General features: G+C 53.4%; 15 protein-coding genes. 10 read left to right on the top strand and 5 right to left on the bottom strand.

Translation table 11 applies throughout. The features are described 5' to 3' along the window. Positions 1 to 62 precede the first annotated feature (62 nt). Complete coding sequence (locus tag ACFO3I_RS10035) at positions 63 to 464, top strand: hypothetical protein (RefSeq protein WP_377333851.1); 402 nt, start codon at positions 63 to 65, stop codon at positions 462 to 464. A gap of 352 nt (positions 465 to 816) precedes the next feature. Here the strand turns inward: ACFO3I_RS10035 and ACFO3I_RS10030 are convergent, their stop codons facing one another. The 4 genes from ACFO3I_RS10030 to ACFO3I_RS10015 all read right to left on the bottom strand — a co-directional run bounded on the left by ACFO3I_RS10030 (position 817) and on the right by ACFO3I_RS10015 (position 7,013). Continuing rightward, positions 817 to 1,974 carry a M56 family metallopeptidase gene (locus tag ACFO3I_RS10030; RefSeq protein WP_377333850.1) on the bottom strand — a complete coding sequence of 386 codons (1,158 nt, stop codon included), beginning with the start codon at positions 1,972 to 1,974 and terminating at the stop codon, positions 817 to 819. Beyond that, on the bottom strand, positions 1,967 to 2,347 hold the full coding sequence (locus tag ACFO3I_RS10025) for a BlaI/MecI/CopY family transcriptional regulator (RefSeq protein ID WP_377333849.1): 381 nt from the start codon (positions 2,345 to 2,347) through the stop codon (positions 1,967 to 1,969). Before ACFO3I_RS10025 ends, ACFO3I_RS10030 begins: the two co-directional genes overlap by 8 nt. Positions 2,348 to 2,533: 186 nt before the next feature. Continuing rightward, entirely contained in the window at positions 2,534 to 3,991 is a 1,458-nt protein-coding gene (locus tag ACFO3I_RS10020; protein ID WP_377333848.1) for a sulfotransferase family protein, read from the bottom strand. 64 nt (positions 3,992 to 4,055) lie between these two features. Further along, positions 4,056 to 7,013, bottom strand: coding sequence for a TonB-dependent receptor (locus ACFO3I_RS10015; protein ID WP_377333847.1), 2,958 nt, complete (start codon positions 7,011 to 7,013; stop codon positions 4,056 to 4,058). 381 nt (positions 7,014 to 7,394) lie between these two features. Here ACFO3I_RS10015 and ACFO3I_RS10010 point away from each other — a divergent pair, with 381 nt between their 5' ends. The 4 genes from ACFO3I_RS10010 (at position 7,395) to ACFO3I_RS09995 (ending at position 12,026) form a co-directional block, all read left to right on the top strand. Next, positions 7,395 to 9,437 carry a prolyl oligopeptidase family serine peptidase gene (locus tag ACFO3I_RS10010; protein WP_377333846.1) on the top strand — a complete coding sequence of 681 codons (2,043 nt, stop codon included), beginning with the start codon at positions 7,395 to 7,397 and terminating at the stop codon, positions 9,435 to 9,437. Between the two features lie 6 nt (positions 9,438 to 9,443). Continuing rightward, positions 9,444 to 10,553 (top strand): cell division protein ZapE, encoded by a 1,110-nt coding sequence (zapE, locus tag ACFO3I_RS10005; RefSeq protein WP_377333845.1) that lies wholly within the window; start codon positions 9,444 to 9,446, stop codon positions 10,551 to 10,553. After that, positions 10,553 to 11,296: a DedA family protein gene (locus ACFO3I_RS10000; RefSeq protein WP_377333844.1), complete on the top strand. Its 744-nt coding sequence runs from the start codon at positions 10,553 to 10,555 to the stop codon at positions 11,294 to 11,296. Before zapE ends, ACFO3I_RS10000 begins: the two co-directional genes overlap by 1 nt. Before the next feature lie 163 nt (positions 11,297 to 11,459). Continuing rightward, a complete protein-coding gene (locus ACFO3I_RS09995) occupies positions 11,460 to 12,026 on the top strand; it encodes a hypothetical protein (RefSeq protein WP_377333843.1) in 567 nt (188 codons plus the stop codon). Between the two features lie 22 nt (positions 12,027 to 12,048). Here the strand turns inward: ACFO3I_RS09995 and ACFO3I_RS09990 are convergent, their stop codons facing one another. Further along, positions 12,049 to 12,471: a methylglyoxal synthase gene (locus ACFO3I_RS09990; protein WP_337842861.1), complete on the bottom strand. Its 423-nt coding sequence runs from the start codon at positions 12,469 to 12,471 to the stop codon at positions 12,049 to 12,051. 262 nt (positions 12,472 to 12,733) lie between these two features. On the opposite strand from ACFO3I_RS09990, the gene ACFO3I_RS09985 reads away from it, so the two are divergent. The 5 genes from ACFO3I_RS09985 to ACFO3I_RS09965 are packed head-to-tail and all read left to right on the top strand — an operon-like array spanning position 12,734 to position 20,668. Next, a complete protein-coding gene (locus tag ACFO3I_RS09985; RefSeq protein WP_377333842.1) occupies positions 12,734 to 15,379 on the top strand; it encodes a TonB-dependent receptor in 2,646 nt (881 codons plus the stop codon). Between the two features lie 60 nt (positions 15,380 to 15,439). Beyond that, a complete protein-coding gene (locus ACFO3I_RS09980; RefSeq protein ID WP_377333841.1) occupies positions 15,440 to 16,147 on the top strand; it encodes an SDR family NAD(P)-dependent oxidoreductase in 708 nt (235 codons plus the stop codon). A gap of 38 nt (positions 16,148 to 16,185) precedes the next feature. Further along, positions 16,186 to 18,528, top strand: a complete 2,343-nt coding sequence (locus ACFO3I_RS09975; RefSeq protein ID WP_377333840.1) for a glycoside hydrolase family 2 TIM barrel-domain containing protein — start codon at positions 16,186 to 16,188, stop codon at positions 18,526 to 18,528. A gap of 12 nt (positions 18,529 to 18,540) precedes the next feature. Further along, positions 18,541 to 19,572 (top strand): UDP-glucose 4-epimerase GalE, encoded by a 1,032-nt coding sequence (galE, locus tag ACFO3I_RS09970; RefSeq protein WP_377333839.1) that lies wholly within the window; start codon positions 18,541 to 18,543, stop codon positions 19,570 to 19,572. 34 nt (positions 19,573 to 19,606) lie between these two features. After that, complete coding sequence (locus ACFO3I_RS09965; RefSeq protein WP_377333838.1) at positions 19,607 to 20,668, top strand: UDP-glucose--hexose-1-phosphate uridylyltransferase; 1,062 nt, start codon at positions 19,607 to 19,609, stop codon at positions 20,666 to 20,668. The last annotated feature ends 8 nt before the right edge of the window (positions 20,669 to 20,676 follow it).

Genomic DNA, 20,676 nt, shown 5'->3' with positions numbered 1-20,676 from the left:
TGAATTTTGAATCTCAACTCAAAATTCAAGACCTGACCCCAATCACAGACGAAGAGTAAAACATGAGACTAAACGCATTGATTACACTGCTGGCACTGCTCTGTTCCTTGCCATTGCAGGCGACTGAACTTAACGGCAGCTGGCAGTTGGTGGAAGGGGAATACCTGGATGCTGACGGCAAGATGGTGTCTTACCAGGATGTTGGTATGAGCGCACAAAAAGTGCTGTCAGACCAGCATTTCAGCTTTACCTCCATGCGAGGCGATAAATTCTGGGCGGCCGGTTCAGGCAGCTACAGCGCCAAAGCAGGTCTGTACACTGAAACCCTGGCGCTGAATTCTTTTGGCGAGGCCAAAGGCGCACAGTTTTCCTTTCGCTACAAAGTTGAAAACGGCGTCTGGACCAACTCACGCTGGAAAGAGGGTAAACGGGTGGAGCATGAAGTTTGGCGTAAGCTGGATTAAGCAGGCTGATTCCACTGCCCCTCCTCTATCGATGCAATCTCTTCACGAAAAAACAAAGGAAGGCTTAGCCTTCCTTTGCCTCTTCTGCGCTGTCCAGGTAAAAATGCAGTTGCTCAGGCAACAAATACCCATCAAAACTCAGCAATTGCACATAAGTTCTCCAGAATGCTGCACTTAACATAGCGACCTCTCAGACTGGTGATGACGCTTTAAAGTATAGCCCGCCGCCATACCCGAGCGCTGAAAACACCAATAGCAAAAGAGCCAGAGGCCCCTTTGCTATTGGTTTTCCACCACAATGCCCTCAGTGCGATGCACCTGCCGGTTTCACCTGCACCCGCTCCATATCTGTCTATGGTGCTTCATCCAGCATATAATCCAGCTGCACTGTGGCCCCTTTTACGCCTGTTGCCGACGCCTGATAACGCCACTGCGCTAACGCCGTAAGGCTGACTTTGTCAAAAGTTGCTTCAGGCACCGACTTGGTGATCACTATATTGCTGACCGAACCATCCGGGTTGATATCAAATTTGGCCTGCACATAACCGCTGATGCCCTGCTGTGCCGCCTGTACCGGGTATTTAGGCTCCACACGGTGGATTGGGGCTGCTGGCTCTGCTTTGTCCACCGCCGCATAAAGTTGCTGCTGCCAGCCAAAAGCTAAGGTACTGACCAGTAACACCGCCGCCATGACAGCAGACTGGCGCACTGGTTTATGCTGTTTTAATTCAGTTAAACGTTGTTTCATCTGATTCTTCGCTCCGTAATAAGTGGTCGAACATAACCAACCTGCACCAGGTTGAAAGGTATTGCTGTCAGCGGCGTTTTTTAAGAACGCCTCTGCATAAGCAATTCGTTGAGGGGTGTCGGCCGCAGCCAGCACCTGCGCATCACAAGACAATTCCTGATCCTGCCGGAAGGCATATAGTGCCAGCCAACAGAGTGGGTTAAACCAGCTCAGCGCCAGCAGGCTGTAGCCCAGTAAATTGAACCAGGGGTCACGCCGCTGCCAGTGCACCAGTTCATGGCGGATCATCTGTTGCTGTTGCAGCGGGCTGAATCGTGAAGCAAAACCAGCCGGCAGAATAATGACGGGATCAATAAGCCCGGTCAGCATAGGCCCGACGCGGGCTTCATGCTGCAGCGCCTTGACGCCGGATTGAGCCGGGTAAGCTGAGCCCTGTTGCAGCACTTGCCGCAGCTGCCATTGCTGCACCAGTAACAACACCACAAAAGCCAGCACGCCAAGTGCCCAGAGGTAAGGCATCAGTTGAACCTCTCGCACTGTGTTACTCAGTTGTTTGGCCAGCACCTGGTAGCTTTGCATTGCTGGCGCCTGCAGCCAGTTCAGATCCGGCAACATCGCCACCAACAGCACTGCAGGCACCAGGGCCCACAGGCGGTACAAGGTTAAAGCCCCCAAACGCTGCAACAGCCAGGGCCGTGCACATAGCAGTGCCAGTAGTACCAGGCTCAGCGGCAGCTGCAACTGCAGCCATTGATTAAACATCCTTATTCTCCTGCTCCCATTGGGCGATCAGCGCTTTTAGCTCGGCCACATCCTCTTTGCTGAGTTTGTCATGGCGGGCGAAACCCGCCACCAACGGCGCCAGCCGGCCGGCAAACACCCGCTGAATAAAGCTTTGGCTTTCTTTCAGCTGGTAATCGCCTTGCTGCACAGCAGGGCTGTATAAATAAGCGCGACCGTCTTTCTCAAAACTGACAGCGCCTTTTGCGACCAGCCGGTTCAGCAAGGTTTTCACGGTTTTTTCATGCCATTGGCTGGCATCGGCAAGCGTGTCCACCACCTGGTTTGCCTTTAATGGCGCTTGCTGCCACAACACTTTTAATACTTCCAGTTCAGCCTGACTGACATCTTTCATTGCACTTACCCTTTCGATTACACTCGCAATACTTAAACAATTACACATGTAATCTATGTATGCAAGTCTGCCAATATAAACTTTTCAAGGTGCCGTGCCTGTCAAAGCGGTGTTCGCAGAAGAATGACCAGGATTTGCGTTACGCAAACCCTGGTTTTGGCATTAGCCTGTGAGGAATTTAAAGGGTTAGCAACCTTGCCATGCCGCCCGCCATTGGCGGAAAAACTCCGGATAACGCTCCGCCGCAGGCCTTGGGGGGGTAAACAGCGGTTGATGCACCTGGCCGACACTGGCGGTCTGCACCGGCGCTTTACTCTGATGGAACTGCAGCATCGCCGCTTCAAATGGCAGCTGCAGATGCTGACAAATACGCCGTAGCGTCTGTTCGGGCGAGTGCAGCAAGTCGGCATACTCGACGCTCAGAATGCGCTCCGGGTACAGGGCCAACCAATGCTGCATCAATTGCCGTTCCAGCTTTAGATAACTGGCAATGTCGTCAGCTCGCCAGCTCCAGTCTGCCTGCTGACGGAAATTGGTTTTGTAACAGGACCAGGCCGTTTCAGCGTCGTCACGGCGGATATAAATGGCTTTGCCTTGCGGGAACAAGGTGGCCCAGATATCAAAGTATTGGGTCAGGTTCAGCGCTTTATCGACAATAGCACCCTGCCCCGGCGTGCGTTCGCCAGCCAAACGCAGGTACAACTCAGCCATATGCTCCAGCGCCGCGTCCGGGGCGCCATGCACCGCCAGGTACTGGTTAAACTGACTGATTTGCGTCCGGCTTAAATGCATGCAGCTGACGGCCAGCGCCGGATGTTCAGCCGCAGCATTGAGTGCACTGTGACAACCCAGCATTTGCCCAAGCAAGGTGGTGCCACTGCGCGGTACACCCAAAATAGCCACAGGTGGTTTTTCGGCGACAAAGCGATGTTGGCGCCTTGGATTTGGCCAAAGATGGTCGGCCACCAATTGGTTTACAAAACTCTGGTGCTCTTGCTGCTGGTAACGGCTTTGTGCCGCCGCTACCGCCGCACCTTGCTGGTAGCAGTGCCAGGCTTGCAGGTAGTCGCCACGGTCATCCCAGGCTTTGGCTAACGCATAATAAAAATGCCGACTTTCGGCCTTTTCAGACTGCGCCTGTTGTTTACAAGCGTCTGACAGGCGGATAAAGGCTTGTTCGTCATTGGCAAAATTCACCAGGCTCGCCAGGGTCAGCCAGCTAATGCCTGATTGAGGGCTTAAACTCAGTGCTTTTTTCAGTTCAGTGACCGCGATGCTTACAGCACCCACCTGAGCCTGGGCTGTGCCCAGTAAATGATAAATACCCGGATAAGGCAGGCCTTGCTGCGCCTGAGGCTGCACCAGCTGAATTGCTTGGTCAGGCCGGCCTGCTTCAGCGTATAAACCAGCACATTGCAGCAGCTCATTTAACGTCATTTGGTGGCGTCGGCTAAACCTGTCCAGCAACTGCCTGGCCAGTTGCACCTCAGCAATACTTACGGCAATTGCAGCCAGCTGCAACAAATTAACCTGTTCCACAGCTGTGGCCAGATAGTCCAGAATAGCTTGGGCTTCGGCTCTGCGACCTGCCCGGACCGCCGCAATTAAATCGTCGGTCTGATAAAGAGGGTGATCTTGAGTCACCTGTGTACTCCGCAAAAAAAGCCGGAGAGGGAGAGCTCCGGCTTTGTCTTCACTTTTTATAGAATCAGAACTTCACTTCGGCACTTAAACGCACATAACGTGGTGTCTGGAAGGCCGTTGGCAGGCCATACAGCGCACTGCGTGTACCAATGTATCTGCCAGTGTCCGGATCTTCATCCGCATAAATCTCGTTGACCTCGTTAAACTCAGTCGCACGCAGATTATTAAACACATTAAACACATCCGCACGCAGGATCACGTCGGTGCCAGATACATCCAGCGCATAAGTTGCGGTCAGATCCAAAGTCCAGTTGCTTGGCGTTCTGCCCTGTGAACCACGAGGCGAAATCTGTCCGTCGTAAACAAATGATTCGGCTTCATATTGCGAAGCGAATACATCAGTCGGGTGGAAGCCGAATGAACTCAGTGGGCGGCCTGATTCCCAGCGGAAGTTGGTACCAATAGAGAAATCTTCGGTCAGCGCATAAGACGCCTGAATTTTCACCATATGGCGACGGTCATTTGGCAGGTTACCATAAGCGCCATCGACCAGACCTGGTTGGTCATAGTTGGTTGTCAGGCCTGCGTCGTCCTGACCATTGTCGGAACGAACGAAACCTTCATTGTTACCCCAGCTGTGTGACCAGGTGTAGGTCGCATCTAACATCCAGACTTCGTCAAAGCTGCGTTTGACGTTAAAGTCGATGGCGGCATACTGACGCTCAGCTTTCGGATAACCCAACAGGTCTGCAGGAATAGTGTATTCCTGGTATGGCAGCGCACCGTCACCGTCAGGATCCGTGGTGATAGTCACGTCCTTACCCGGGTTGGTCAGCACATAGTAGTGGAAACCAGAACACATGGTGCAGCTTGCACCAAATTGCTGCTCCAGATACTGGTTAAAGCCGTAGTCGATAGCCACGTCTTCCAGCGAGCTTTTCAGCTCACGGTAAGTCCCTTTTACGCCAACTGACCAGTCGTCATCCAGCATGGTTTCAAAGCCCAGAATAAACTCATCCTGGTACATTGGATCAACGTCCGCATTAACTGTCTCGCCAGTGCCTTTTAAGGTGCCGTCTGAGTAAATCGTTTTACCGATTGGCGAATCCAAATCAACAATAGGTGAGAAGTCAGGGTTTACGCCTAACAGGTTGTATGTGGTCAGGGTATACAGCTCATCACCGGCCAGACGGATGTTGGTGTTGGTGGCTACAGGCAGGAAATAACGACCGTAGTTAAAGAACACTTTGCTGTCGCCTTCGCCGTTCAGGTCGTAGACCAGACCGATACGAGGTGCCCACTGATCAGACACATCGATAAACTTCTCGCCAGCTTTGTTGAAGTTTTCAAAGGTTTCGTTACGTAAACCAATACGGGCAGTCAGCTGGTCAGTGACAGACCAGGTGTCTTGGATGTAGTAAGCATTTGACTTGGTTTCAAAGTCACCTGAGTTGTTGTATTCGTTAAAACGAACACGGGTACATTCAGCGTTCACCAGATCGCGCGCAGCAATAGCTTCACGGTTAGCACAACCAATGTATTGGTAAATAGCACCACCGGCACGCACGGTCGACTCTTTAGCCGTCATGTCTTCATAGTCCAGACCAAAACGCAGGCTATGGTCTTCATGTACATACCAGTCCACGTCAAAACGCATGGCTTCACGCTTATCGTTTTGCATGGTTGGTGTAGACAGTGCGTAAGGCGTTAACTGGATACCTGAAGTCAGGTCCGTGGCGGCGACACCGGAATTGCCCGCGTTCAGTTCACTGTAAGAGGTTTTGTTCACGCCATATAAAGCGCTGATGGTCAGCTCATCGCTAAGAATACCAGTGTACTGTGCAGCATAAGACTGGCCGCCGCGCTCAAGCACATAGTCACCAAACAGATCACCACGTGTGTTGGTCGCGAAATCGTAAGCGTATTTGCTTGATTCCAGTTCAGTTGAGTTATCCCAGCCGGTAAATTCCAGGATATGGTTCTGGGTGATGTACCAGTCAATTTTGGCAGCATACAGCACGTCACCTGAATCACGGTCATATGCCAGCGTATCTGATGAATAATCACTGACGCGGTCTTTGTAGTTCACCAAACCGAAGAAGAACAACTTGTCTTCCACCAGTGCACCACTGGCCCAGGCGTTGTAGTTGTTTTCGCCGATATCATCGTTGCTGTTGATCACGTAATAAGGCGTACCGTTTTCGTCGATCTGGGCAGCATCGCTCAGGATCACGTCCGGACGGCTGGCACGCAGTGATGAAGGCTCAAAATAAGCACTGGCACCGGCTTTAAATTCATTGGAGCCAGATTTAGTGCGGGCATTCACCACACCACCGGTTGAACGACCAAACTCAGCAGAATAACCACCGGTTTTCACTTCGAACGACTCGTACATTTCAAATGGCAGCTCTGAACCACCCAGACCATTACGGAAGTTCGTCACGTTCAGGCCGTTGACGTAAAAAGCGTTTTCGCCAACAGAAGCACCGCCGAATGAAGCCAGGTTACCGAAGGCGGAATCACCTTTGGTGGTACCTGGTGCCAGCAAAGCCACAGAGGCCAGGTCACGAGGTACTGGTACTTTTGACAGGAAATCAGCATTGACCACAATTTCCGCTTCAGCGGAACGGGTGTCAATGGCAGCTACGCGTGAGCCACGAACCTGGATAGATTCGACATTACCTTCAGGTAGCATGGTCAGGTTTAAGCTGGTGTTGCCACCAGGACGAACATCAAATTTTTCTTCAGCCACCACATCAAAACCTGACTTGGTCGCTTTCAGAGAATAGGCACCTGGTGGTAACAGCGGGAAGCGGTACGCGCCACTGCTGTTGCTATTCACTGTACGAGTCAAACCGGTTTCCAGGTTAACGATGGTAATAACCACGTCACTAACAACCTGACCATTCTGATCCTGGGCTTGGCCTATCAAAGTTCCGCGCGATGCATCTTGTGCAAAAACAGGGGCAGCTACCCCCAAGGACGCAGTAACAGCCAAGGCGGTCAGCGTCTTGCTAAACATGTTTTTTGTCATTTTGAGTTCACTTTGGATTGTTTTTTAGAAAATAAACTGCGTAAAAGGACTTTTACGCTTCTACCGGTTTATCATCCGAAACAATTGGTTACAACTATGAAGACCTCAAAATCGGTACTTTCCAGCGCAAGTCACGCTCCATTCGGCGCAAAAATTTGCCTGTAGCCCAATAAAAACGGGGCCGACCAGACAACACAAATGGCCAGAAGTTCAAACGGCTGGATTTAGCACAACTTGACTAACATCCGACCAGTTTGGAGGAGTTCAGCCTGCCCTGAATGCAACAGGCAGCAAAAGCCGCGGCAGAAGGTAGGCAGCCCCCCAATGCTGTGTTAGTTTCTGCCACACCAATGCGTAACGGGATAACCAATGAAAGTTTTTGCATTTTGCGCCGCCCTGCTGGCGGCAGGCGGTCTTCAGGCGGCTGAACCTATCACTGCAGAATACCTGTGGCAGGTGGCCCGGCCTGGCAGCCTGGCCTTGTCACCTGACGGTAGCCAGTTAGCTTTTACCCTGACCCGCTTTGACACGAGCACAGATAAAAGCAACGCCGATATTTATCTGCTGAATTTACGCAGCAATCAGCTGCAGGCACTGACTTCGCATCCGGACCCGGATACCAGCCCGATCTGGAGTCCAAATGGCCAGCAACTGGCGTTTTTATCCAAACGCGGTGCTGATAAGCCGCAGTTATTTGTGATGCCCCTGACCGGCGGCGAAGCGAAAAACCTGACCCAGCTGCCTGTCGCGGTGCAGCAGCCGGTTTGGTTTCCGGACGGCCAGCGTATTTTGTTCCTTGCTGATGTGCCTAAAGGCTTTAATGGCGATTTCACCGCACTGGCAGCGCAGTTAAAGCAGAAAAAGCAGCAGCATGTCACAGCCAAGGTGACCGAAAACCGGGTCTACCGTTACTGGGACCACTGGCTGACCGATGACAGCTACCCGCATTTATTCAGCCTGAATGTGCAAAGCGGCGAGATCACCGATTTAACCCCAGGCTGGGACCGTTGGTTCAGCCTCAATGGCGGCGCTGAATTTGAGTTGTCACCGGACGGCCGCCATGTCGCGGTCAGCGCCAATACCAGCCCGCCGCCTTACAACAAACTGAACCAGGATATTCTGCTGCTGAAAACCGACGGCTCAGGCCAGTTTACCAACCTGACCGCCGACAACCCGGCCGACGACAGCAAACCACGCTTCAGCCCAGACGGTAAGTTTCTGTATTACGGCGCCCAGAAAAGCAGCAGCTTTTCGTCTGACAATGTGCAGTTAATACGGCTTGAACTGGCCAGTGGCGAGAAGCAAAACCTGACGGCTCAGCTGGATTTGTCTTTGCAGGACTGGCAAACAGACCCAAGCGGCCAAATCGTGTATTTTGCCGCCGCTGACCGGGCCAAAACCGCGCTGTACAGCCTGCCAGCCGCCACTAGCGCCACACCGGGCAAAGTGCAGCAAATTTTCCGGCAAGGCGACAGCCAGGACCTGATTGTCGCTGGCGGACAACGGCTGTACTTTATCCACCACAGCCTGAACCAATTGCCTGAACTCTATAGCCTGGACAACAAGGGCCGCACCCTGAAACAGCTGACCCGCATCAACGCCGAGCTGCAGCAAAAACTGGCCTGGGGCAAAACCGATGAAGTCAGTTTTGCCGGTGCCGATGGTAAGCAAGTTCAGGCCTACGTAACTTATCCACCTAATTTCGACCCGGCGAAAAAGTGGCCCTTACTGAACGTGCTACATGGCGGCCCACACAGTTACAGTGCCGACAGCTTTGGCTACCGCTGGAACCCGCAGGTGTTTGCCGCAGCCGGTTATGTGGTGATCCAGCCGAATTTCCATGGCTCCACCAGTTTTGGCCAGGCCTTTGCCGAATCCATTCAGGGCGACCACGCCAGTAAACCTTTTGCCGACAGCGAAGCCGCTGTGGACTACATGATTTCGCGTGGCTTTATTGACGCCACCCGACTGGCTGCCGCTGGGGGTAGCTATGGCGGTTACCTGGTGAGCTGGATTGCCGGCCACACCGATCGCTACAAAGCACTGATCAACCACGCCGGGGTGTACAACCTGATGGCGCAGTTTGCCTCTGATTCCACCGAACACAGAGTAAACGCCTACGGCGGTGCGCCATGGGACGGCCTGCCAAACCTGCTGCAGTCGAGCCCTGCCATGTTTGCCGACAAATTTGTCACCCCAATGCTGATTATGCACGGCGAGCAGGATTACCGGGTGCCGGTCACTCAGGGGCTGGAGATTTACGGTGTGCTCAAAGGCAAAGGCGTCGACGCCCGGCTGGTGTATTTCCCCAATGAAAACCACTGGGTGTTAAAGCCGAATAATTCACTGTTCTGGTACCGGGAATTTACCGGCTGGTTGCAGCGTTACGTACCAGCAGGCCCAACCGACTAAGCCGGTATGATCCAACTGTCCGAACGTTATCAGCAGCAGGTGCAACAAGGCCTGCTGCGCGCCGATGCGGGCCAGCAGCAAGCGCTGGCTCAGCTGGAGCTGCGGCTGCAGACACTTATTCAGCAGCGGCCTATGCAGGGCTTGTATCTGTATGGCCCGGTCGGCCGTGGAAAAACCCTGCTGATGGACTGGTTTTATCAGGCTATTCCGGGCGAGCGGAAAAACCGGCTGCATTTTCACCACTTTATGGCTGCCGTTCACAAAGCGTTATTCAAGCTGCAAGGCCAGAAAAACCCGTTGCAACAGCTGGCGCAGGATTGGGCCACACAGTACCAGGTGCTGTGTTTTGACGAGTTTTTTGTCACCGACATTGCCGACGCCATGCTGCTGGGTAATTTATGGCAGGCGTTGTTTGATGCTGGCGTGATGCTGGTGGCTACCTCCAACTGCGCCCCTCAGCAGTTGTACCAGAATGGCCACAGGCGCGAACGCTTCGAACCCTTTATTGATTTACTACAACAGCATTGCCAGATACTGCAGCTGGACGCCGGCCAGGATTACCGCCGGCTGGGTGCCGCTTTGCCGCAGTATTACTGGCTGAACACCGACACTCAGACCACGCTGCAACTGGCCGCGCCTTACACAGGTCAGCTGTCAGCGCCCACCGAATTCCTGCTGAACCAGCGCCGGTTGCCCTGCCTGGGTCAGAATGAGCAGGCCATCGCTTTTGACTTTTTCAGCCTGTGCGGCGAAGGCCGCAGCCAGCTTGATTACATGCAGCTGGCCAGCCATTACCGGCTGCTGCTGATTTGCAATGTGCCAGCCTTTCGCGCCAGCGTTCAGGCAACAGTCACCCAGGGCACGGAAGATGGCTATCAGCGTGACGCTGTTGCTGGCCAAAGTGCCCTGCTCGACAATGAAGCACGGCGTTTTATTGCACTGGTGGACGAATGCTACGACCGGGACTGCCTGCTGCTGTTAAGCGCCGAAGTTCCGGTCGAGCAGTTATACCAGGCCAGCCAGTTGCAATTTGCCTTTGAGCGCACCATATCCAGGCTGATTGAAATGCAGCGCTGGACAGCACCAGCCCCCTCGGAGCTCAGCAGGAGACGTTAATGGAGCAGTACTTACATCAGCTCTTGGAACAGTACCAGCATCTGGCCTTGCTGATCCTGTTTGGTCTGGTATTTTTTGAGTCTGTGGCTGTGCTTGGTTTGTTGCTGCCAGGCACCGCGCTGATGTTTAGTTTCGGCTTGCTGATTGGCTCAGGTCAGATTGGTTTCTGGCAAGCATGTCTGGTCGGTGCCGCCGCCGGTATTTTGGGGGACGGCTTGTCTTATCTGGCTGGCCGGCATTTTGGCCCTCAGTTGCAGCGCTGGTCCTGGTTGGCCAAACAGCAAAAGCAACTGGATAAAGTACGGGTTATGCTGGATAAAAGCGTCTGGGTAGCCATTATCGCCGGTCGTTTTATTGGCCCCAGTCGCCCGCTGCTGCCGATTTTGTCAGGCATGTTGCGGCTACCGCCGTCACGGTATTTCCCTGCGGCCATAGTCGCCTGTAGCCTCTGGCCCGTGGCTTATTTTCTGCCCGGTATTCTGGCCGGTGTAGCCTGGCAACTGAAGGGCACCAATCTGAGTTGGTTTTACCTGCTGCTGGCAGGCTCAATAGCGCTGGCACTGTTATCCGCCTGGCTGATTAAAGGCTATATTGACCCACAACCTCAGGCGAAAAACAAACGTCAGCCCTGGTTTTGGAGCTCCTTGCTCAGCGCGCTGCTGACGGCCGTCTGCCTGTTCGAACTTAGCCAGCATCCGGCCACGCCAGTGTACCTGAAGCAGCTATCTGGCCTGATGTTTTGACCACATAACGGGAAGTCAAAGACACTGTTGAGACCACTACAGCGTCTCAATGCAGTACGGAGAAAAATAGGAACAAGCTGCTATTATTAAGCTGATGTTGCTGGTAGCTTATGAGCGTTTTTGCAGTGATTAAACGCCTACTGGCTTAAGGAAAAGCTAAAAAATGAGATTTCTCAATTACCTCATCCCTTACACCCCATTCCTGGTTTACTTTCTGTGTTTCCTGCTCAATTGGTATTTTGAATGGGAAATTACCGGATCACTCGCGGGCACACTGTTGACCCTGCTGTTGGCTGGCGGCTGTTTTTATAGTGGCCTGAAGCGCCAGTCATTAGGCACAAAACGCTTAGTAAACAAATGGCTAGGATTATTGCTTCTGAATTACCTGTTTGGCCCTGTGGGGAAAGACTGGAATGTCGAATCGCATTTCCGCTCGGGTTCACATCTGTATTTTGTGCAAACCAATAATCTGGCGGGGGCAACATCCGGCGTCGACGCCAGAATCAGCGTCATGGACGGCCATTTTTTATTGCATAACAAACGCACATTAAAAAATGCCTACAACTACAACACTGCTGAGTTTATCCAGAACGACGATAAGTTAGTTGTGAAGCTTGGAAGAACTTATGAAGTAGGTAATGACGATTACCCACCCCATCTCTGTTTTGAACTAAGCCCAGAACAGGCAACAGAAACAGACTGCGCTTTAATCACCACCCCACTGAACTAGTGGGGTGTTTTTTATCTTGGCTTTACAGTCGGTTATTGTGCGCTGAGAAATCCGGCACAGTGCGCTGGTAGTCTTGCGCCACTAAGGTGGAATGCACAATAAAGTCCGCAGTGGCTTTGTTACAAGCCACCGGAATATTCCACACCACGGCCAGCCGGATCAGCGCTTTGACGTCCGGGTCGTGCGGTTGTGATGACAACGGGTCCCAGAAAAACACCAGCCAGTCGATTTGTTGTTCGGCAATTAAGGCACCAATTTGCTGGTCGCCGCCCAGTGGGCCGCTGGCCAGGCATTTCACCGGCTTTTGCAGCACCTCGCCCAATAAGCGCCCTGTGGTGCCCGTCGCCACCAACTCTTTGTCCTGGAAAAAGGCTGCATGCACCTTCACCCATTCCAGCAATTCCGCCTTTTTCCCGTCGTGCGCCACCAAAGCTATTGTTTTCATTCTGAGTTCTCGTCATCCGCTAATCAGGCTTGTTGTACCACAGCCCATCATTGGGAAACAGCGTCTGCTGGTTTTACCAGAACAACAGGTAATCGCTTTCTCAATTTATATCCATAAAAAACATGCAGTTGATAAATATTAACCCGTATAAACCAAATATTTTTTGGTAAACGTTTTCCTTAAGTGGTATAAATAAACACCAGTCAGGTTCACAACCTGCAAAACAACAACAAACATCACATCCGTACGACAGGGGTAGGCAATGACAGCTCGATTCCAGAAGACTGCTGTAGCGCTCGCTATGGCACAGATTTTAGTCGCAACTCCGCTGCTGGCTCAGCAGCAAACCACTGAACAAGCACAGAAAAAATCCGAACCCTCGGTTGAGGTGATCGAAGTTCGTGGTTTTGGTGCGTCACTCAGTAAATCCTTAATGCAGAAAAAACTGGCTGAATCCACAGTGGAAATTGTCACTACGGACGATTTAGGCCAACTGCCTGATGTGACTATTACCGACTCGCTGGCTCGCCTGCCAGGCATCGCCGCCGAACGTGACCGGGGTAATGCCAGTAGTATTTCCATTCGTGGCTTGGGTGCCCGTTTAAATGCGGCGACCATGAATGGCCGCGAAATTGTCAGCGCCGAACCTAGCCGCGACGTGCGTTATGAGCAGTTCCCAGCTGAACTGATCAACTCTGTTGAAGTGTACAAAAGCCCGCTGGCATCCAATCTCGAGGGCGGTATCGCCGGTCTGGTGAATATGAATTTCATCAGCCCGCTGGCCAAAGACAAGCGCATGATCACCATCACAGGTAACCTGATGGATTACCCGCTGGCGGACGATCTGCCAGGTGCCGATGGCACCGGCAAGAAAGGCTCATTCTCTTACGTTGACCAGTGGACCGACAATTTTGGCGTGGTATTTGGCCTGACCTACCAGGATCAGCCTTCGGTACAGCGTGAAACCGCTTCGTATTCGTACAATAAAACCGACGCCGACATGGGCGACGTCAATGGCGATGGCATCAAAGAAGCCGCACCTTGGGGCGGTAAAGCCGGCACCAAGATGGGTAACAACGAACGTGTTGGCAGCCTGATGATCCTGGAATGGCAGCCGACTGATGCATTGAACTTTAAATACGACCTGTTTTACTCTGAGTTCGATATTAAAGAACGGGAAGACCAGTTCTGGTTTGACGGCTGGGGTAACTGGCAGAACAGCAGCACCTGGGGTTACAACAATTCAGCCTCAGCCCCAACTGTGGTGACAAAAGCAGACGGCAGCCAACAATTGACCGGTGGTAGCCTGTTATGGGGCACACACTCCGCCAACAATTCTACCTGGTTCCAGAAAAACGATTTACTCAGCACAGGTCTGAAATCAACCTATACCGGTGATGTCTGGACCTCTACGCTGGACATAGGTTACTCCGAAGCCGGTATTGAATCACGCTGGGTGAACCTGACCTCCGCCTATAACGGCCCTACACCACTGGATATCGCCTGGAATACGGAAGGCGGTCGACTGAATATTCTGCCAAATGCCGATGTCAGCAATGCCGCAAACTACAGCCTGGGCAGCATGTCGGTAGACAATGACCGGGATCTGAAAGATGAAATGGTCAGCATCCGCACCGACTTTGAACGTTCTCTGGATTGGGGTGTGGTTGAGGGGGTGGTGCTTGGCCTGCGCTACAGCGATCGTGATAAAAACAACGACGTGGTCAGCTGGACACAGAACCCAACCAACAGCAGCCTGAGCGGTTATGGTTTCAGCTACAACATGGGTGGCGACTTTATTGCGCCTGCTTTGTACGGCATGAACAACTGGGATCAGGTGGTAACCGACGGCTTTGGCGGTATTGATAACCGCTCAGCCCACAGCAAAACCAACACCAACTTTGTCGACAGCTGGAGCATTAACGAAACCAATAGTTCAGCCTATGCCATGTTCAGAATGTCCGGCGAGCTGGCCGACCTGCCGTACACAGGGAACTTCGGTATCCGTTATGTTCGCACTGAATCCACCTCGGAAGGTTATGAGCTGGTTAATGACAACAACCTGACCCCGGTGTCAGCCGAGCATGACTACGACGAAGTGCTGCCGTCATTGAACCTGGTGTTCAATTTGTCTGACGAAGCACAAGTGCGTTTTGGTCTGTCGCGTGCCCTGTCTCGCCCGCCACTGATTGAAATGCGCTCAGGTTATTCACTCAACACCTCCAGCACTGTGAATACAGGATCAGGCGGTAACCCGCTGCTGAACCCCTTTGTGGCTAATCAGCTGGATTTAGGTTACGAGTACTACTGGTCGGAAAAACACGCGTTTTCGGTGTCCACCTTCTTCAAAGACCTGACCACCCATATCGGCACCATGACAGAACCGCGGACTGTGGACGGCGTGCTGTACCAGTTCAGCCTGCCTATTAACGGCGACGGCGGTCAGATCAAAGGCATTGAGCTGATGTACCAACAAGCGCTGGATATGCTGCCAGAGCCATTCGATGGTTTAGGTTTCTACGCCAACTACTCACTGACCGACAGCAATGTGTATGAGTTTGTGCCGGCCGACAACCCAATGCCATTGGGTGGTTTGTCCAAGCATGTTGGCAGCCTGACGCTGTGGTACTACAAAGCGGGTTATGACGCCAAACTGTCGTACAACTACCGCAGTGCCAACACCCGCGTAGGCAGCTGGACACCAACTGAACTGACCCGTGCTGAAGCCGAAGCAACGTTGGACGCCAGCTTGTCGTACGAAGTGACCGAAAACTTCAAAGTGATGCTGCAAGGTCAAAATCTGACCAACGAACCGGCAATCACCTACTTTGATAACGATCCAAGCCGTCCGGCCAACTACACCGAATGGGGTCGTCGTTTCCTGCTGGGCTTCCAGCTGAATATGTAACCCCAGCGATGTAACCAGACTGGCCCTGCACTGCAGGGCCAGCTTTTCGAGGTAAATGTTGTGACTCTGCCCTCCCCCCACGTATTACTGACAGGTGCTTCCTCCGGGCTTGGCCGTACCATTGCGCTGCGTCTGGCTCAGGCCGGTTACCGGCTCAGCTTGTGTGGCCAAAGTGCAGAGAAACTGCAGCAAAGCCTCGACCTGTTACCCAGCCAGAGCCCGCTGTACGCCAGGGCTTTTAATCTGGCGGACCCACAGCAGACCGAAGCCTTTTACCAGCAAGCCTGCGCCACTTTTGGCCCGGTCGATGTGCTGATCAACTGTGCCGGGCTGAATAACAGCCGCACAGCAGCCGACCAACCGGATTGGCCCGCCCTGGAGCTGATGCTGCAGGTGAATTTCAAAGCCCCTGTGCAGCTGATGAGCCTGGTATTGCCGGCCATGCGCCAGCAAGGCCAGGGTGACATTCTGAATGTACTGTCGACTGTCTGTTTATTTTCCAACCCGGGCATTGCCGCCTACACCGCCAGTAAAGCCGCGCTCGACAGCTACAGCAAAGTGCTGCGCAAAGAGCTGACCGGCACAGGTGTACGGCTGATGTCGCTGTATCCGGGTGGCATTAATACCCAATTTCGCGCCACAGCACGGCCGGATTATTTGTCGGCCGATGAAGTGGCCGGCGCCGTACTGATGATGCTGCAAAGCGCCCGCACCAGCCAGTTGCACGAGCTGGTACTGCGGCCCGCCGCCGAAACCAATTACGGCTGAAGTCAGCAGCAATGGCCCATATCAAAAGGAATAACCCAGTGTTAACACGAGTGATGCAGATCTTATGCTTCAGCGCCATGATGGCCGCCTGTACCCCCCAAACATCGACTGAACAACCTGCCGCCGTCAGCGCAGCCACAGAGCTGAAGCTGAATCAGCACTGGCAGTTTTTTAAAAGCCAGGCTGCGAATGCCGATTTAAACCAGGCCAGTTGGCAGAACGTCACCCTGCCACATACCCCACAAATTGAGCCTTTACTGGTAAATAACCAGTGGCAGGGCTTTGCCTGGTACAAACGCGAACTGGCCATTGAACAGGGCTGGCAGGGTAAAACCCTGTTACTGCGCTTTGAAGGCGCGATGAACCATGCCGAAGTCTATCTGGATAACCAGAAAATCGGCGATCACCTGGGCGGTTACCTGCCTTTTACCCTGGATCTGACCGATAAAGTCAAAGCCGGCCAGAGCTACCAGCTGCTGGTGAAACTGGACAACAGAGACAATGCAATCACTGGCCCTAAGCCACTGAACTTACTTGACTTTAACACCTATGGCGGCCTGTACCGTGATGTGCGTCTGCTGGTAAAAAACCCGGTGCATATCACCGACGACATGCTGGCCAATCAGGTGGCCGGTGGTGGCATTTTTGTGCGTTACCCAAAAATAAGTGCGGATCAGGCCGAAGTTTCAGTGCAAACCGAACTGGCCAACAGCGGCAGCACCGCAGCCGTTGTCACTGTGCAGCAGCAGCTGTTTTTTAAAGACCAACTGGTCAGCAACAGTACTCAGGAACAAACCTTAGCGCCAGACAGCAAACAACAGCTGACTCAGCTGTTGCAGGTGAAACAACCGGCACTCTGGAGCCCGGACGCCCCCAACCTGTACCGGCTGGAAACCAGCGTCTGGCAACAAGGCCAGTTACTGGAGCAGCAAACACAAAAAATTGGCCTGCGTCAGTTCAGCTTCACCGCCGATCACCAACTACAGATCAACGGCAAGCCAACCTTTTTACGGGGTGTGAACCGTCACCAGGAATACCCGCATGTGGGTTATGCCACCTCCGCCAATGCCGATTACCGTGACGCGGTGCTGATTAAATCAGCCGGTTTTGATTATGTCCGTTTGTCGCATTACCCACACTCCAAAGCCTTTATGCAAGCTGCAGACGAACTGGGCCTGGTGCTGATGAATGCCATTCTGGGCTGGCAGTATTACAACCCGGATCCGGCTTTTAGTGCCCAAACCATTCAAAGCTGCCGCGATTTAATTCGCCGCGACCGCAACCACGCCAGTGTGCTGGCCTGGGAATGTTCGCTGAACGAATCTGACATGCCGGCGGACTTTATCGCCACGCTGCACCAGACAGTAAAACAGGAATACCCTGGCGCCTATTCTGCCGGCTGGCAGCATGGCTACGACATGTACCTGCAGGCCCGTCAGCACCGTCAGATGCACTACGAAACCCCGACTCAGCCCTACAATGTGTCTGAGTACGGTGACTGGGAATACTACGCGCAAAATGCCGGTCTGGCGCAGGACAGCTGGGCCGATCTGAAAGAAGAAGAACGCACCAGCCGTCAGCTGCTGAGCCATGGCGAAAAACGCCTGCTGCAACAGGCGCGCAATGTGCAGGAAGCCCATAACGATAACCTGAGTACGCCCGCTTATGCCGACGGTTACTGGGTGATGTTCGATTACAACAGAGGTTATGCCAACGACCTGGAAGCATCCGGCCTGATGAGCATTTACCGCCTGCCGAAATACAGTTATTTCTTCTACCAAAGCCAGCGTAGCCCGGCAATTCAGTCCAGCGCCTACCAGGCCGGTCCTATGGTGTACATTGCCAGCGACTGGACCGCCAGCTCGGCGTTGGATTTGCGGGTGTTCAGTAATGCTGAGGAAGTGGAGCTGTTGGTAAACGGCCAGTTGGTGGCCCGGCAGAAACCCAGCCAGGACAAGTACTCCAGCCATCTGCAGCACCCGCCTTTTGAATTTAAGCTGCCGGCTTTTGCTGCTGGTACGCTCACCGCCCGCGCCTATATTGGCGGCAAACAGGTGGCAGAGCATCAGGTCAGCACCCCGGGTCAGGCCAGCGCCATCAGGCTTGAGCTGGACACTCAGGGTATTGCCCCTGTTCCGCACGACGTGATCTTTGTCCGGGCTTACCTGAAGGATGCCAAAGGCAGCACAGTGCCTATGCAAGGCCAGCACGTGCAATTTACCAGCTCAGGGGACGTGCAGATTTTAAACCCGGATGTCACAGTGACAGAACAAGGTATTGCTACAGTGTTAGTGCGGCTTGGCGAACACTTTCAAGGGGCCAGCATTCAGGCCGGTGTGACAGAGCTGTCGATACCGGCACAACAAATCACATTTGAGTAAAAGGACTGAACAATGAAGATTTTAGTGACAGGCGGTGCGGGTTATATTGGCTCTCATACCTGCGTTGAGCTGCTGCAAAGCGGTCATCAGGTGCTGGTCGTGGATAACTTAGCCAACAGCAGCCTGGAAGCCATCAGCCGTATTGAACAACTGGCAGGTAAAGCGGTGCAGTTTATTCAGGGTGATGTTCGCAACGAGGCGTTGCTCGCTGAAATCTTTACGGCAGCGGTCGCTACTGGTCAGCCGGTTGATGCAGTGATCCACTTTGCCGGCTCCAAAGCTGTTGGTGAGTCGGTGCAATTCCCGCTGGCCTATTACGACAATAACGTCAGCGCCAGCCGCACCTTAATGGCAGCCATGCAGCAGCATGGCGTGAACTGCCTGGTGTTCAGCTCCTCTGCCACAGTCTATGGCGAACCAGACCAGGTGCCAGTAACAGAAGACTTCCCGACCCGGCCTTTTAATCCTTATGGCCGCACCAAACTGATGGTGGAGCAGATGATGGGCGATCTGGTCGTCGCCGCGCCTGCCTTCAGTGCTGTGGTGCTGCGGTATTTTAATCCGGTCGGTGCGCATCCGTCAGGCCGCATTGGCGAAGACCCGCAAGGCATTCCAAATAACCTGATGCCTTTTATTAACCAAGTGGCCGTTGGCCGTCGGCCTTTCCTGTCGGTGTTTGGTAATGACTACGACACACCGGATGGCACAGGCGTACGGGACTATATCCACGTCTGCGATTTAGCCGAAGGCCATGTGCGGGCGCTGGAACAATTAGCGACTAAGCCAGGTTTGCATACCTATAACCTGGGTACAGGCAGTGGTATTTCGGTACTGCAAATGGTCGAAGCCTACCGCCAGGCCTCTGGCCAGCCGATTGATTACCAAATTGCACCGCGTCGTCCGGGCGATATTGGCTGTTACTATGCCGACGCCAGCAAAGCCGCCCGCGAACTGAACTGGCGTGCCAGCCGCGATTTAACCCAAATGGTGACAGACGGCTGGAACTGGCAACGCCAGAACCCCAGCGGTTACGCCAAAAATTAAGTTTTGACTCAAGAACAACCCGGAGTTTTCAGACATGTCTGAATTTGAAGCCAAAGATCACCCGCACCGCCGTTATAACCCGCTGACCGGGGACTGGGTGCTGGTGTCGCCGCACCGTGCCAAACGCCCCTGGCAGGGCCAGATTGAAAAAGCAGAAACGGAGCAGAACCCAAGTTATGACCCGAGCTGCTTTTTATGCCCGACCAACACCAGGATCTCGGGCGATCTGAACCCGGATTATCAGCAGCCTTTTGTGTTCACCAATGACTTTGCTGCGCTGATGAACAATACGCCATTCGCCCATCAGGCCGACGACGAGCTGTTTCAGCTGAAATCCGAACGTGGCACCAGCCGGGTGATTTGTTATTCACCGGATCACAGCAAAACCATGCCAGAACTGTCCACCAGCCAGATTGAAGCCATAGTGCGCACCTGGATTGGTCAGTACCAAGAGCTGTCACAGCAGTACAGCTGGGTGCAGGTATTTGAAAACAAAGGCGCCATTAACGGCTGCTCCAACCCGCACCCACATGGTCAGATTTGGGCCAGCAGCACAGTGCCTACCCTGCCCGCCAAAGCCGACGCGGCGCAGAAAGATTACTTTGAGCGCCATGGCCGTTCGCTGTTATTGCACTACGCGAAAACAGAGCTGCAAAGCGCTGAACGCACTGTAGTGGCCAATGATGACTGGCTGGTTGTGGTGCCGTTCTGGGCCAGCTGGCCATTCGAAACCCTGCTGTTACCTTTGTTCCCGGTGGCCCGCATGGAACAGTTAACACAGGCGCAACAAGCCAGCCTGGCCGATATTCTTAAGCAGCTGACCATTCGTTACGACAACCTGTTCCAGTGCGCTTTCCCTTATTCGATGGGTTGGCACTGCGCCCCTTACAACCCGGGTCAGGCCGAAACAGACCACAGCCACTGGCAGCTGCATGGCCACTTCTACCCGCCACTGCTGCGCTCGGCCACCATCAAAAAATTTATGGTCGGCTACGAAATGCTGGCCGAAACCCAACGTGATATGACCCCGGAACAGGCCGCAGAACGTCTGCGGGAGCTAAGCCCTGTCCACTACAAGCAACAAGCTCAACAGTAAGGTACCCA

The organism is Rheinheimera marina (assembly GCF_042654345.1).
GTDB classification, from domain to species: domain Bacteria; phylum Pseudomonadota; class Gammaproteobacteria; order Enterobacterales; family Alteromonadaceae; genus Pararheinheimera; species Pararheinheimera marina.
The sequence above is the reverse complement of the archived record's forward strand: the minus strand, read 5'-3'. Positions and strand labels throughout refer to the sequence as shown.

What these genes read in the sequence shown, in the direction of transcription:
- ACFO3I_RS10035 (WP_377333851.1), top strand. Translation starts at nt 63, where the DNA reads ATGAGACTAAACGCATTGATTACACTGCTGGCACTGCTCTGTTCCTTG.
- ACFO3I_RS10030 (WP_377333850.1), bottom strand. Translation starts at nt 1,974, where the DNA reads ATGTTTAATCAATGGCTGCAGTTGCAGCTGCCGCTGAGCCTGGTACTA.
- ACFO3I_RS10025 (WP_377333849.1), bottom strand. Translation starts at nt 2,347, where the DNA reads ATGAAAGATGTCAGTCAGGCTGAACTGGAAGTATTAAAAGTGTTGTGG.
- ACFO3I_RS10015 (WP_377333847.1), bottom strand. Translation starts at nt 7,013, where the DNA reads ATGTTTAGCAAGACGCTGACCGCCTTGGCTGTTACTGCGTCCTTGGGG.
- ACFO3I_RS10010 (WP_377333846.1), top strand. Translation starts at nt 7,395, where the DNA reads ATGAAAGTTTTTGCATTTTGCGCCGCCCTGCTGGCGGCAGGCGGTCTT.
- zapE (WP_377333845.1), top strand. Translation starts at nt 9,444, where the DNA reads ATGATCCAACTGTCCGAACGTTATCAGCAGCAGGTGCAACAAGGCCTG.
- ACFO3I_RS10000 (WP_377333844.1), top strand. Translation starts at nt 10,553, where the DNA reads ATGGAGCAGTACTTACATCAGCTCTTGGAACAGTACCAGCATCTGGCC.
- ACFO3I_RS09995 (WP_377333843.1), top strand. Translation starts at nt 11,460, where the DNA reads ATGAGATTTCTCAATTACCTCATCCCTTACACCCCATTCCTGGTTTAC.
- ACFO3I_RS09990 (WP_337842861.1), bottom strand. Translation starts at nt 12,471, where the DNA reads ATGAAAACAATAGCTTTGGTGGCGCACGACGGGAAAAAGGCGGAATTG.
- ACFO3I_RS09985 (WP_377333842.1), top strand. Translation starts at nt 12,734, where the DNA reads ATGACAGCTCGATTCCAGAAGACTGCTGTAGCGCTCGCTATGGCACAG.
- galE (WP_377333839.1), top strand. Translation starts at nt 18,541, where the DNA reads ATGAAGATTTTAGTGACAGGCGGTGCGGGTTATATTGGCTCTCATACC.
- ACFO3I_RS09965 (WP_377333838.1), top strand. Translation starts at nt 19,607, where the DNA reads ATGTCTGAATTTGAAGCCAAAGATCACCCGCACCGCCGTTATAACCCG.